The sequence below is a fragment of the Brevibacillus reuszeri genome (assembly GCF_001187725.1).
In the GTDB taxonomy this organism is placed as follows: Bacteria; Bacillota; Bacilli; order Brevibacillales; family Brevibacillaceae; genus Brevibacillus; species Brevibacillus reuszeri.
Genome location: NZ_LGIQ01000009.1, coordinates 1,549,493 through 1,562,765 on the forward strand (window position 1 = coordinate 1,549,493; position 13,273 = coordinate 1,562,765).

At 46.6% G+C, this 13,273-nt stretch carries 13 protein-coding genes and 8 tRNA genes; 7 read left to right on the forward strand and 14 right to left on the reverse strand.

Translation table 11 applies throughout. The features are described from left to right. Positions 1-121: 121 nt before the first annotated feature. The 14 genes from ADS79_RS21735 to dnaA form a co-directional block, all read right to left on the reverse strand. Positions 122-197: transfer RNA gene (locus ADS79_RS21735), tRNA-Thr, on the reverse strand. Between the two features lie 16 nt (positions 198-213). Continuing rightward, positions 214-289 (reverse strand) — tRNA-Phe (locus ADS79_RS21740). 36 nt (positions 290-325) lie between these two features. Next, positions 326-402: transfer RNA gene (locus ADS79_RS21745), tRNA-Asp, on the reverse strand. Between the two features lie 26 nt (positions 403-428). Next, positions 429-504: transfer RNA gene (locus ADS79_RS21750), tRNA-Val, on the reverse strand. 110 nt (positions 505-614) lie between these two features. After that, positions 615-691, reverse strand: a tRNA-Glu gene (locus tag ADS79_RS21755). 20 nt (positions 692-711) lie between these two features. After that, positions 712-787: transfer RNA gene (locus ADS79_RS21760), tRNA-Asn, on the reverse strand. 9 nt (positions 788-796) lie between these two features. Beyond that, positions 797-872 (reverse strand) — tRNA-Ala (locus ADS79_RS21765). Between the two features lie 51 nt (positions 873-923). Beyond that, positions 924-1,000 (reverse strand) — tRNA-Ile (locus ADS79_RS21770). Between the two features lie 177 nt (positions 1,001-1,177). Continuing rightward, a complete protein-coding gene (gene gyrB / locus ADS79_RS21775; protein ID WP_049740450.1) occupies positions 1,178-3,103 on the reverse strand; it encodes a DNA topoisomerase (ATP-hydrolyzing) subunit B in 1,926 nt (641 codons plus the stop codon). Between the two features lie 3 nt (positions 3,104-3,106). After that, positions 3,107-3,391, reverse strand: coding sequence for an extracellular matrix regulator RemB (gene remB, locus ADS79_RS21780; RefSeq protein WP_049740451.1), 285 nt, complete (start codon positions 3,389-3,391; stop codon positions 3,107-3,109). A 10-nt stretch (positions 3,392-3,401) separates the two neighbouring features. Then, on the reverse strand, positions 3,402-4,520 hold the full coding sequence (recF, locus tag ADS79_RS21785; protein ID WP_049740452.1) for a DNA replication/repair protein RecF: 1,119 nt from the start codon (positions 4,518-4,520) through the stop codon (positions 3,402-3,404). A gap of 16 nt (positions 4,521-4,536) precedes the next feature. After that, positions 4,537-4,752, reverse strand: a complete 216-nt coding sequence (gene yaaA / locus ADS79_RS21790) for a S4 domain-containing protein YaaA (protein ID WP_049740453.1) — start codon at positions 4,750-4,752, stop codon at positions 4,537-4,539. Positions 4,753-4,801: 49 nt separating this feature from the next. Next, entirely contained in the window at positions 4,802-5,941 is a 1,140-nt protein-coding gene (gene dnaN / locus ADS79_RS21795; RefSeq protein WP_049740454.1) for a DNA polymerase III subunit beta, read from the reverse strand. Between the two features lie 207 nt (positions 5,942-6,148). Beyond that, on the reverse strand, positions 6,149-7,510 hold the full coding sequence (gene dnaA, locus ADS79_RS21800) for a chromosomal replication initiator protein DnaA (protein WP_049740455.1): 1,362 nt from the start codon (positions 7,508-7,510) through the stop codon (positions 6,149-6,151). Between the two features lie 583 nt (positions 7,511-8,093). On the opposite strand from dnaA, the gene rpmH reads away from it, so the two are divergent. The 7 genes from rpmH to mnmE all read left to right on the forward strand — a co-directional run bounded on the left by rpmH (position 8,094) and on the right by mnmE (position 13,225). Then, the gene (rpmH, locus tag ADS79_RS34590) at positions 8,094-8,228 is read left to right on the forward strand and encodes a 50S ribosomal protein L34 (RefSeq protein ID WP_084766016.1); all 135 of its coding nucleotides are present in this window, start codon (positions 8,094-8,096) and stop codon (positions 8,226-8,228) included. A gap of 152 nt (positions 8,229-8,380) precedes the next feature. Continuing rightward, positions 8,381-9,349: a nucleotidyltransferase family protein gene (locus tag ADS79_RS21810; protein WP_049740457.1), complete on the forward strand. Its 969-nt coding sequence runs from the start codon at positions 8,381-8,383 to the stop codon at positions 9,347-9,349. 144 nt (positions 9,350-9,493) lie between these two features. Beyond that, on the forward strand, positions 9,494-9,862 hold the full coding sequence (gene rnpA / locus ADS79_RS21815) for a ribonuclease P protein component (RefSeq protein WP_049740458.1): 369 nt from the start codon (positions 9,494-9,496) through the stop codon (positions 9,860-9,862). 4 nt (positions 9,863-9,866) lie between these two features. Beyond that, on the forward strand, positions 9,867-10,091 hold the full coding sequence (gene yidD / locus ADS79_RS34595) for a membrane protein insertion efficiency factor YidD (RefSeq protein ID WP_084766017.1): 225 nt from the start codon (positions 9,867-9,869) through the stop codon (positions 10,089-10,091). Positions 10,092-10,129: 38 nt separating this feature from the next. Beyond that, entirely contained in the window at positions 10,130-10,888 is a 759-nt protein-coding gene (yidC, locus tag ADS79_RS21820; protein ID WP_049740459.1) for a membrane protein insertase YidC, read from the forward strand. Further along, positions 10,885-11,514, forward strand: a complete 630-nt coding sequence (jag, locus tag ADS79_RS21825) for an RNA-binding cell elongation regulator Jag/EloR (protein WP_049740460.1) — start codon at positions 10,885-10,887, stop codon at positions 11,512-11,514. The genes yidC and jag overlap by 4 nt, the downstream gene beginning before the upstream one ends. A gap of 334 nt (positions 11,515-11,848) precedes the next feature. Next, positions 11,849-13,225, forward strand: a complete 1,377-nt coding sequence (gene mnmE / locus ADS79_RS21830; RefSeq protein WP_049740461.1) for a tRNA uridine-5-carboxymethylaminomethyl(34) synthesis GTPase MnmE — start codon at positions 11,849-11,851, stop codon at positions 13,223-13,225. Positions 13,226-13,273 lie beyond the last annotated feature (48 nt).

Genomic DNA, 13,273 nt, shown 5'->3' on the forward strand with positions numbered 1-13,273 from the left:
CGCCGAACCCGGAGGGAGCAGATTTACAGTCTGCCGTGTTTAGCCACTTCACTATCTCCCCATCATTTCCCAGAGAAGCATCATACATACAAGATACATAATTTGCTTTCAAGGTAATTGGTGGTGCCGGCAATAGGACTTGAACCCACAACCCCCTGATTACAAGTCAGGTGCTCTACCAATTGAGCTATACCGGCATATTTAGTTTATAGATGGTGGCTCGGGACGGAATCGAACCGCCGACACGAGGATTTTCAGTCCTCTGCTCTACCGACTGAGCTACCGAGCCTCAAGCATTTTTGTTCCACCATTGCTTGAGTAAGAATGGCGGAGCTGACGGGACTCGAACCCGCGACCTCCGGTGTGACAGACCGGCGTGAACTCCAACTTCACCACAGCTCCATACTGATTGATTCGTTTTGTAAAAGTGGTGGAGGCTGACGGGATCGAACCGCCGACCCTCTGCTTGTAAGGCAGATGCTCTCCCAGCTGAGCTAAGCCTCCAAATGCCCCAAAAAGTGAAGCGCAGCGTTGTAGCAACACCGATTACTTTTCGGGGACCCCGACAACTGAAAGATAATAAAAATATCAGCTTCACTTTGCGAGGTATGGTATGGTGACCCGTAGGGGATTCGAACCCCTGTATGACAGCGTGAAAGGCTGCTGTGTTAAACCGCTTCACCAACGGGCCAGGATTATGAGTTGTAAAAGTGGCTCCTCGGGACGGACTCGAACCGCCGACCGATCGGTTAACAGCCGATTGCTCTACCAACTGAGCTACCGAGGAATAATTATGTGGTGGAGCTGAACGGGATCGAACCGATGACCTCCTGCTTGCAAGGCAGGCGCTCTCCCAACTGAGCTACAGCCCCATGAAAGGGTAATGCTATTTGCTTTGTTTTACTTATGTAAGAAGTAGATAATGGTGGGCCTAGGCTGACTCGAACAGCCGACCTCACGCTTATCAGGCGTGCGCTCTAACCAACTGAGCTATAGGCCCGTGTTCCCTCTAGATCTATAATCTAGCATGGATTTTATTTCATTGCAATAGAAAATTTGATTTTTTTTACCGACTCTGCTAAAAATTTTTCTGAAGTGCATAAACAATAAAAAGAAACTCAGCTATCCTAGCATGTATCAGAATACATCGCTAGAATAGCTGAGTCTTCCTACATGATTAAATATCGAGATCGCGTACGGTAGAAGCATACTGCTCGATAAATTCTCTACGAGGCTCTACTTCATCACCCATGAGAGTTTCAAAAACCATATCGGATTCCATCGCATCCTCCAGATTCACTTGCAGGAGTGTACGCACGTTAGGATCCATAGTTGTATCCCACAGCTGATCCGCGTTCATCTCACCCAACCCTTTATAGCGCTGGATGTTTGGCTTCGGCATCGTTTTCAGCGTTGAGAGAATCTCATCCCGCTGCTTGTCGGTATAAGCATAGTGCAGCTGCTTTCCTTGCTTAATGCTAAAGAGAGGCGGCTGTGCAATATAAATATACCCCGCTTCAATAAGCTGTCTCATGTAACGATAGAAGAAAGTCAAAAGAAGCGTACGGATGTGAGATCCATCGACATCGGCATCCGTCATGATTACTACCTTGTGATAGCGCGCTTTGGTAATATCAAAATCTTCGCCAACCCCGGTACCAAGTGCCGTAATGATCATGCGAATCTCATTATTACCAAGAATTTTGTCCAAACGCGCTTTTTCCACGTTCAAGACTTTACCGCGCAAAGGCAGGATTGCCTGGAAGTGGCGATCACGGCCAGATTTAGCTGATCCGCCAGCAGAGTCTCCCTCTACAATGAACAGCTCGGACTCAGACGCGTCTTTGGAAGAGCAATCCGCCAGTTTACCCGGCAAAGCACTTACTTCCAGAGCACTCTTGCGGCGAGTCATTTCACGAGCTTTTTTCGCTGCTTCACGCGCTCTTGCAGCCATCAATGCCTTTTCAACGACCTTTTTCGCTACTCCCGGATTTTCCTCCATGAAGCTATTGAAACGATCGCCGAAAACAGACTCTGTAATACTGCGAGCTTCCGAGTTGCCCAGCTTTGTTTTCGTTTGTCCTTCGAATTGAGGCTCTTGAATTTTTACGGAAATGATCGCGGTAATCCCTTCACGGACATCATCGCCGGAGAGATTCTGATCTTTTTCCTTCAAGAAATTAAACTTGCGGCTATAGTCGTTGATCACACGGGTAAGGGCTGTTTTAAAGCCTGTTTCGTGCGTTCCACCCTCATGTGTATTGATATTGTTGGCAAAAGAGTAAATGTTGCTGACGTAGCTGTCATTGTATTGAATCGCTACTTCGACCAGCAGACCATCTTTTTCTCCCTCACAATAAATAACCTCTTCATGCAATGCTTCCCTGTTTTTGTTCAGGTACTCAACGAATTGCACGATACCGCCCTCGTAATGGAACGATTCCTCCCGCTCCTGTTCAGGACGTGCGTCTCTTAGCGTAATTCGCAGTCCCTTGTTTAGGAAAGCGAGCTCGCGAATCCGTTTTTGCAAAATGTCATATTCAAAAACGGTTGTCTCGGTAAAGATAGTCGGGTCTGGCTTAAACGTAACCTTGGTTCCTGTCTCTTCGGTTTCCCCAATGATAGCGAGATCCGCTTCAGGAGCACCTACGCTAAAACGCATGTGATAAATGCTGCCGTTTTGCTTAACTTCAACTTCCATCCACTCGGAGAGCGCGTTCACAACCGAGCTACCTACACCATGGAGACCACCGGAAACCTTGTACCCGCCGCCGCCAAATTTACCACCGGCATGCAGAACGGTCAAAACGGTTTCTACCGTTGATTTCCCTGTCTTTTCATGAATACCGGTTGGAATCCCCCGGCCATTATCGGTTACAGCTATGGAGTTGTCCGGCTGAATGACTACCAAAATATCGTCACAGTAACCGGCAAGCGCTTCGTCGATGGCGTTGTCGACAATCTCCCATACCAGGTGATGCAAACCGCGGCCGCTGGTCGAACCGATGTACATGCCGGGACGTTTCCGAACTGCCTCTAACCCTTCCAGCACCTGAATCTGACTAGCATCGTAGTTTGTATCTTTCGTCGTCACTTGATCCACTACTTAAGTCAACTCCTCCACTTCAGCTTGTACTAAGGGAACCTGATCCAAGCTGTCCACGAACTGAGCGCGTCGCTTTAGCGTCAGAGAAGAAATAGGTGAACAGTATATGGCATCTTGGGTGATCACATACGACTTGGTTTCTTCCTCGCTGTGATCCACAACGGTTTTCCGTTTTTCAAGCAAGAAAGCCTTATTGATTTTCGAGGATTTCACCGTCTGATGATCAAGAATGGAAATCACTTCCTTCGTGCTCACCACAGTATCTCCACCAATGTGTATAAACATCCCTGATCCCCTACCTTTCTCCCGAGATTTTCCCTTCCTTCACGTAGAAACGAGAGGCTTGCTGGAGAACCTGATGCTTTAAGCCTTCCACACCCGTTGTGCTTACAAACGTCTGTACCCGATCCTTGATGGTTTCGAGTAACAGTGTCTGTCGATGTTCATCTAACTCTGACAAGACATCATCCAACAAAAGAACCGGGTATTCGCCCACTTCTTCTTTTATTAGCTCAATTTCGGCCAATTTGATGGACAGCGCACTGGTACGCTGCTGCCCCTGCGAACCGTACGTTTGTACATCCATGTTGTTCATTTTAAGTGAAAAATCATCACGGTGTGGCCCAATCATGGTGCTTCCCCGCATGATCTCTCGGTCCCGAACTTCTTCATAAGCAGCGAGCAGCTGATCGACAGCCTGTTCTGCCGACATCTCTTCCGTAACTGGCGAAGAGTTTTGGTAATGCAAAGAAAGCAATTCCCTCCCATCGGTAATGCCAGTGTGGATTTCTTGTGCCCACGTTTCCAGCTTCCGAATAAACTCAAATCGCTTCCGTAACAATTTTACCGCTAAATCAGCTAATTGGGTATTCCAAATTGCCAGCATTTCCAGCGAGTTACTTTTTTTCATTCCCAGATCCTTCAAAAGCTGATTTCGCTGGGCCAGCACCTTGTTGTAATTGCTTAAATAATATAGATATGTCGGAGAAACCTGTCCTATTTCCATATCAATAAATCGTCTGCGCTGCGCAGGAGCTCCTTTGACGATGGACAAATCCTCCGGGGCAAACATAACGACATTCAAAGCTCCAACATAGGCACTGAGCTTCTGCTGTTCCATTCCGTTGATTTTGGCTCGCTTTCCCTTCGCTGTCAACTGCAGCTCCAAACGAACAGAACCGTAGCGACGAAGAACATCGCTACGGATAGCGGCATAATCAGCCTCCCAGCCGATCAGCTCCTTATCGCGGGGCGTTCGATGGGATTTGGCCAGGGCCAAAACGTATATGGATTCCAGAACATTGGTTTTTCCTTGCGCATTGTTGCCAATAAAGAGCTGAATCTGACCGTCAAAAGACAGGGACAGGGATTCGTAATTGCGATAGTTGGTTAGCGAAAGGTTCTTGAGAAACAAGAATCACGCTCTCCTCTCAGGGGCGTACTACTTGATAGCGGCCAAAGCCTTCAATCGCCACTTCATCGCCAGGATATAGCTTGCGGCCACGACGGTTATCCAGCTCACCGTTAATCTGGATCGGTACTTCGGCCAAAAATGCTTTTGCCATACCGCCTGTGTCAATGACTTCCGCCAGCTTCAAAAATTGCCCAAGAGTTATATAGTCGGTCTTGATGGAAACCTCACCCATGGTTTGGCTCCTTTCTTTTACGTAAAAACAACCTTTTACGAAAAAATGCTTAGTAAGTGCGTACTGGCAGGATCAGATGCAGCATCCAGTCGTGGTCTGTCGGACGAATAACGAACGGACTCATCGGACCAGTAAAGCTTGCTTTGATTTCTGTGCTATCGATCGCGCGCAGTGCATCAATCATATACTTGGCGTTGAAAGAGATCTTGAGTTCCTCGCCATTCATCGCTTTTGGTAACAAAATATCTGTTACTTTCCCAATTTCGGGTGCATTTGAGGTAATTTCGACAGTGCCGTCAGACAACGTAACCAGCTTGACTACGTTGGATTTTCCTTCGCGACTGAGCAAGGAAGCGCGCTCGATCGATTGCAGCAATTCCTTGGTGCTCACAGTAATTTCGGTTTTGCTGCCTTGTGGAATGATTCGAGTCGTGTCAGGATAGGTTCCCTCCAACAGACGGGAGTAGAACAGAATATGTTTCGACTTCACCAGAATCTGGTTTTCTGCTACGACGATATCAGCAGGATTTTGGTCATCATCCAATATTTTTACCAGTTCATTGCAACTTTTACCCGGTACGACAACGTTATGAAAGGAAAGATCATCAGGGCATTCCACCATTGCTGTACGACTAGCCAAACGGTGGCTATCTGTAGCAACAAAGCGCAGCTCTCCTTGATCAAGCGACCACATCAAACCGGTCAAAATGGGACGCATTTCAGATGTCGAAACACCAAAAACGGTTTGTCGAATCATAGCTTTCAGAAGATCACAGGGAACACTGAATACTTTATCCTCTTCCAGGTGTGGCAATTGAGGGAATTCGCTTGCATCCATCCCGTTGATTGTAAATTCAGCTTGACCCGAACGGATTTGCGTCACCAAACGATCATCCACCTGGATGTGAATTTCGTTACTAGGCAGCTTGCGCACGATCTCACTGAAAATGCGAGCTGTCAGCACGATGCTACCAGGTTTGTGAATCGTAACTCCCCATTCTCCTGCTTCTTCCAAAGGAATTTGAACCTCAATGGATACATCAGAATCACTTGCAGTCAGGGTAAGTCCTTCATCATCCGTTTTTATCTTGATCCCGGTTAAAATCGGAATAGTTGTTCGGCTGGAAACCGCTTTGCTAACATGCGATACGGCATTGGATAGCTTGTCTCGCTGAACGGTAATATGCATCGATTGTTCCTCCCTCTTTGTAGGCGCCATTTTTTTGCGAGCTCGTGCATAATGGCTGCGCCTCTTTCATATCTTATTAGGATATATCTTTTTAACAGAAGTAGTAATAGGGCCTGTGGATTTGTGGATATGTGGATCGATTACGTTAAAGAGAGCCTATACACATGTGGGTAAGTTGTGTATAGGCTTTTTGCGTTATTCACAGGTTTAGTGGTGAGCTTTTAATTTTTCAATGAGCGATTGAATCGTTGTTTGCATTTGCGGATCACTAGCCAGGGCACGAGAGATTTTTTCGTGGGCATGAATGACTGTTGTGTGGTCACGACCACCGAATTCGTCTCCGATTTTTGGCAGAGATGCATCTGTCAGCTCTCTAGAGAGGTACATCGCGATTTGTCTAGGGAAAGCAACGGTTTTGGTCCGTTTTTTCGCTTTGAAATCTTCCAGCTTGAGATTATATGCTTCTCCCACAGCTCGCTGAATATCTATGATCGTAATCACACGTGGGCGAGATGACGGGATGATATCTTTCAATGCTTCCGCAGCCAGTTGGGTATCAATATCGCGATTAATCAGGGAAGAGTAGGCAACGACACGAATCAGCGCACCTTCCAGCTCGCGAATATTGCTATCAATCTGGTTAGCGATGTATGCCATAACTTCATTAGGAATGTCCAGATTCTCCGCTTTCGCCTTTTTACGCAAAATGGCGATCCGTGTTTCTAAATCAGGAGGCTGGATATCCGTGATAAGACCCCATTCAAATCTGGAGCGCAAACGATCCTCTAGTGTCGGGATCTCTTTTGGAGGCCGGTCAGAGGAGATGATAATTTGCTTGCTTTCTTCGTGCAAAGCATTGAATGTATGGAAAAACTCTTCTTGGGTAGACTCTTTTCCAGCAAGGAACTGAATATCATCAATTAAAAGGACATCTACGCTCCGATATTTGTTGCGGAATTCGACGGCCTTGTTGTCTCGAATCGAGTTGATGAACTCATTTGTAAACTTCTCAGATGACAAATAAACCACTTTCGCTGAGGGATTGTGCTGAATGACATAATGGCCAATTGCATGCATCAAGTGGGTTTTGCCAAGTCCGACACCCCCGTAAATAAAGAGGGGATTGTATGCTTTCGCTGGAGCTTCTGCGACTGCAAGAGAGGCCGCGTGTGCGAATCTGTTCCCGGAGCCAATGACGAACGTGTCAAAGGTGTATTTGGGATTCAGTATACTGGGCGGTTGATCGTCCGCAGCAGTAGGTGGAGCACTGGTTTTTACCCGAGGGCTAGGCTGTTCATCGGCAAATGCGGGGTCGGGATTTTGCAAGACGACGAATTTTACCTTCATATTGATACCAGTTACTTCATATAGTGTATCGGTAATCAGTTGTGCGTACCTGGTTTCGAGCCAATCTCTTGCAAAGTCATTGGGCGCGACAACTATCAGAGCATCTTCCTCTAACGTAGTTGCTTTCGTCGCTTTCAGCCAGGTATCAAAACTGGGTTTGCTTAGCGATTTTTCTATCTTGGCCAAAACCTTGCGCCATAGCTCGCTAATCGCTGCATCCAACCAGAATCCCTCCTTTTGGGCCATCCGTAAAATAGTTTCATCCAAACGAAAATATAACGAAAAAAGTGCAAAATCGTGTTAGGTGCGACCGAATTGTCAACATGGTCGATGGTTGTCGACTGTGGATAAAAATAGTCGAAAAAAAGGGAATACACCCGGAGAAGAGAAAAAAAGCAGACGATTATCCTCACCCTTGTGAGTAACAACATACACAATGGAGGAAATCTGTCCACAAACTTATCCACATGCTGTGGAAAACCTTTTTTGCCTTCTGAAGTTATTCACGTTTCAAAACAAAAACATAATAACAGATATAACGCATGGTATCAATGGTTTTTTCATACTTATCCACAAACACAACCTCTGGTACCTGGTACATATGCACATGTCCATATTTTGTGTACAAGCTGTAGATAAACTTGTCGAAATCTGTTTTTGTGGATAAAATGATATCCACAGCCCTTGGGAAATAGTTTTGTGGGGATATTTTCCTTGGTAAATGAATTCCACTGTCACTTGACTTTTTAGGTATATGTTTTTATAATGCAAAAGAATGTCTGTGCAAGGCGGAGGTGTATAGTTAATGAGACCAACATTTAATCCTAACAACCGTAAGCGCAAAAAGGATCATGGATTCCGTAAGCGCATGAGCACGAAAAATGGCCGTAAAATTTTGGCTGCTCGTCGTCAAAGAGGTAGAAAAGTTCTTTCCGCTTAGGCCACACTTACAGTGGCCTTTTTGTTTGCGATTTTAGTCGGAAAATTCTTTGTTCATGCGAAAGAGGAAGTCCTGCGAAAATGTGGAACCCTTTTTGGAGGAGTTTAATTACCTAGCTACTAAAAGGGTGAGACAAAAGGCAGGGAGAACTGATGGAGCAGAACGAGAATTTTACCGACTTTTTTATTTTGCTAGCAAGAGACTTTCTAAAGGAAAAGGCTTTTCCAGGCTTGTTGTGTGCATATGCGGGAGGATCAGTTGGTAGAGGAGAGGCAGACGCCTATAGTGATCTTGATCTGAACATTATTGTGGAGGGAATCTGTGACCACAAGAGTGAGAATTGCGAGTTCAGAGGACAGATCATTCAGCTGCATATACATCCGAAACCAAATGATGAGGCTGTGTATGAAAAGCCGTGGTCGTGGCGCTATATAAAAGAAGCAAGACTGATATACGATCCTGAGGGGCGGTATTTGGCCTGGTTTCACTCGATGGGAGACTATCTTGATTCCGAAGAGGGAAGGGGTAAAATGCTCGCGCAAGGAAAGAGGATCAAAGAAGAATACAGCATGCACGCGAAAGAGGCACTCTCTGAAGGATGTGGCTACTCGGCTTTTTTGGCGGCATGGGCTGGCTGGATTCATGCCTTACAGATGTTCGCCTATTTTTGCCGGGGCACATTGGCTGATCGTATGCTATACCCGTTGCTGAAAGAATGCGGGCGATCAGATGAACGAGAGAGGCTTATCAAGGAGAAGTACACACACAAGCGGGATCTGCAGGAGGGAATAGAGCTGGTCACCACCTATCGGGCTCATCTGCTCTCCCAACAGACTGAGGGTATGTTTGCCTTTGACCCATTGAACGATGAGCTGCTGCGAAAAAAGATAGAGCGCTTACATCAGCAAGAGGAAGAAGAGGCAGCTTGGTTCCTCTTATTTTCCGAAGCGGTTTGGCTCTATTTATGCGTCGATTCAGAACGTTCGCTGGAGGAGCATTGGAAGTCACTTCCCGTGGAGCTTTCTTTATCGCTAAAGGAGCTCGGTTTCATACAAGCGGATGAGGGACTGATTCAGCGGATCCATGAGATCAGCGACGAAATCTTTGCTAGTATCAGCTAATTCTTGGGGCAGTCTTTTCTTGTGTTTTTCTAATTTTCTTTGAAACAAAGCATACTTATGGGAAAAAAGTGAACGAAACAAGGATATACTGGTAGATGCTGTTTGCGTTTTCTACTATAATTGTGATGTTAGGGGTTGTTTACCTTGCATCGTTCACACCGGCTCAAAAAAAATGAGCACTTTCAATCCGTGTTTCAGCGAGGGAGCTCTGCCGCCAATAAGCAGTTTGTTCTATATTCAGCCAAGCAAGAGGGACAAGCCGCTTTCCGCGCAGGGATTTCCGTCAGCAAAAAAATTGGCAACGCCGTTATACGTAACAGGGTTAAGCGGCTCATACGCGAGGCGGTAGCACGTCTGGAAACCGTCATTCCACGCGGTCTTGATCTCGTCATCATAGCGAGACCAGGAGTGGAAACGATGACCCTTGAAGCCATTGAGCAGTCACTATTGCACGTCATGAAACGAGCCAAAGTGATCAAACAGGCACCCGTACATAATGGAAAAAGAGGGTGAAGCGATGTTGGCGAAAATCATGGTTGGGTTGATTCGTGGATACCAACTGTTTATTTCTCCACTGAAACCACCGACATGCAGGTTCGCGCCCACCTGTTCCCACTACGCTATCGAATCGATTCGTCGATTTGGTCCGTGGAGGGGAGGATGGTTGGCACTTCGTCGCATCCTTAAATGCCATCCGTTTCACCCGGGCGGGTTTGATCCAGTCCCGGATCAACGCAAATAATCATACCTCAATTGAAGCGGGGAAAAGGAGGATCACCCTTGAGTAGACGCACCCTCAGCATTCTTATGCTGACCTTGCTGGTTCTAGTGTTGTCGGGCTGTAACCCACAGACTGCGGCGCCAATCGGCCCTGACGCAACCGGCATTTGGGACAAGTATTTAGTCTATCCTCTATCCTGGTTGATTAGTGAGAGCGCATTAATACTCGGTAACAACTACGGATTGGGTATTTTGGTAGCGACAGTCATCATTCGACTGATTGTACTGCCACTTATGGTCAAGCAAATCAAGAGCTCGAAGAAAATGCAAGAGCTTCAGCCTGAAATGCAAAAAATCCGTGAGAAGTACAAAAACGATCCACAAAAAGCGCAGCAAGAAACTATGGCCATTTTCCAGAAGAACGGCGTCAACCCATTAGCGGGCTGCTTGCCAATGCTGGTACAAATGCCAATCCTGATTGCGTTCTACCATGCGATTATCCGTACCGAAGCCATTAAGGAGCAGAGCTTCCTGTGGCTGACTTTGGGTGAGAAAGACCCGTACTATATCTTGCCAATCGTTGCGGCAATTACGACTTACTTGCAGTCTAAAATGATGGGTCAGGCTACACAGGGCAATCCGCAGATGCAAATGATGATTATCATGATGCCACTTATGATTCTAGCGATTGCGGTCACATTGCCTTCCGCACTGTCTCTGTACTGGGTGTACGGTAACCTGTTCACTATCGTGCAAACGTACTTCCTGTACCGCGATAGTAGTAATAAGCCTATCCCTAAGGGAGGAGCCTCCAAGTGAAAAAGGTGGTTGCTACGGCAAAAACGATAGACGATGCTGTGCAGAAAGCTTTGCTGGAATTGGGTGTGCCGCGTGAAAAGGCAAGTGTCCGTGTTCTAGAGGAACCAAGCAGAGGTTTGTTTGGATTGATTGGGGCCAAGGACGCCAAGGTGGAGGTAGAATTTCACTTTGATCCGGTTGCACAGGGACATGACTTTCTTCAAGATGTACTGTCAAACATGAAGGTAAATGCCAAAGTGGAGACACGTTCAACTGAAGAGGGCATGCTGTTTGACATCCAGGGAACCAATCTGGGAATCATTATTGGCCGTAGGGGACAAACTCTTGATTCATTACAGTATCTCGTAAACGTCGTAGCGAACCGTCATGCGGTGAAACATGTACGCATCACGTTGGACGCTGAAAATTATCGGCTGCGTCGCAAAGAAACGCTGGAGCAGCTCGCGGATCGGGTGGCCAAAAAAGCCCTTTCTACCAAGCGAGATGTTCGTTTGGAGCCTATGTCGGCTGCTGAGCGGAAAGTAATCCATGCCTTTTTACAAAAAAGAGCAGATGTGGTTACCTTCAGCGAAGGAGACGAACCCAATCGCTATATCGTCATCGGACCAAAAGAAGCCTCTCGTTAGGCTTCTTTTTTTTGACACACATATGACTTATCAGCACGACCAAACGGTATCGACATTTTTTAATCTCATACGCAGCAAATTTTTACTCTTTTTATCTGTTTTTTATGTTATCCACTGTGGATAATCCGTGATAGGATTGGAGTAGGAAGAAAAAGATCATACTGTGGATAACAAAAGCGTGGCAGCAACCTTGAGGCGCAGGGTTGCTTTTTGCTATTGGGCGATGACAGTAGCCGTAAAATCTGCACTTTCTTTTGGAATTTTTGAGGGCGATCTGTTAAGCTAGTAAGTTAGTGGCTGACTTGTTTTATGTGGAAAGCTTGAGGTGAATAGCATGAAATTCGATACGATAGCGGCGGTCGCGACACCGATGGGTGAAGGCGGTATTGCCGTAATCCGGGTAAGTGGACCGGAGGCGATCGAAGTTGTGGATAAGATATACAAAGGAAAACAGCAGTTGTCCACTGTGGACAGCCATACCATTCACTACGGACATCTGTATGATCCACAGACAGGTGCGCTAGTGGAAGAGGTGCTGGTTTCTGTGATGAAGGCACCGCGGACTTTTACGCGGGAGGATGTCGTAGAGGTAAACTGTCACGGAGGAATCGTGTCCGTGGAGAAGGTATTGGAGCTAATTTTGGATAACGGTGCCAGATTGGCTGAGCCTGGAGAGTTTACAAAGCGGGCGTTTTTAAACGGACGTGTCGACTTGTCTCAGGCTGAGGCTGTTATTGATTTGATTCGGGCGAAGACAGACAGGGCGATGAAGGTCGCGCTCAATCAGGTGGAGGGAAAGCTCTCCAAGCTGATTCGACAGCTGCGCCAAAATCTGATCGAAGCGATGGCTCATATAGAAGTGACGTTGGATTACCCGGAGCATGACGTCGAAGAGTTTACTCAAAACTTTTTGCGAGGAAAGTGTGTAGAGGTAAAAGAGGAGATTCAACGCCTGCTGCAGACAGCCAAGCAAGGAAAAATCTTGCGTGAAGGACTTTCAACTGCCATTATTGGACGACCGAACGTAGGAAAATCGTCTCTATTAAATAGTCTGGTCCAAGAGGAAAAAGCAATCGTCACGGACGTGGCTGGAACAACCCGTGATGTGATTGAAGAGTATGTCAATGTACGTGGTGTTCCATTGCGTCTGATTGATACGGCCGGAATTCGTGATACCGAAGATATTGTTGAAAAAATCGGCGTAGAGAAATCCAGACAGCTTTTGCAAAAGGCAGATCTTGTCCTGCTCGTCATCAATTACAACGAGACGCTGAGTGCTGATGATTACGCCATTTTTGAAGCGGCCAAGGGATTTCAAGTCATCGTCATCGTAAACAAATTCGATTTGCCGCAAAAAGTCGATTTGGAAGAAGTGAAAAAGCATTTCCCGCAGCAGCCTTTAATCATGACATCTGCTCGTGAGGAAACGGGTATTGATCTTTTGGAGCAGGCGATCGGAGAGATTTTCTTCAGTGGTCGCGTGCAGCAGGATGATCTGACGTATGTGAGCAATGCTCGTCATATTCACCTGCTCCGCCAGGCGGATCGGGCGATAGATGAGGCATTGGCAGGAATTGATGATCTGATGCCGGTTGATATGATTCAGATTGATATCAAAAAGTCATGGGAGCTGCTCGGCGAGGTGATCGGTGAGAGTGTCGGCGAGGATTTGATTGACCAGATATTCTCCCAGTTCTGTCTGGGTAAGTAATTTCGACGTAGTTCTCACAAGTAAGGAGCACCCAAAGGGCACGTAGTC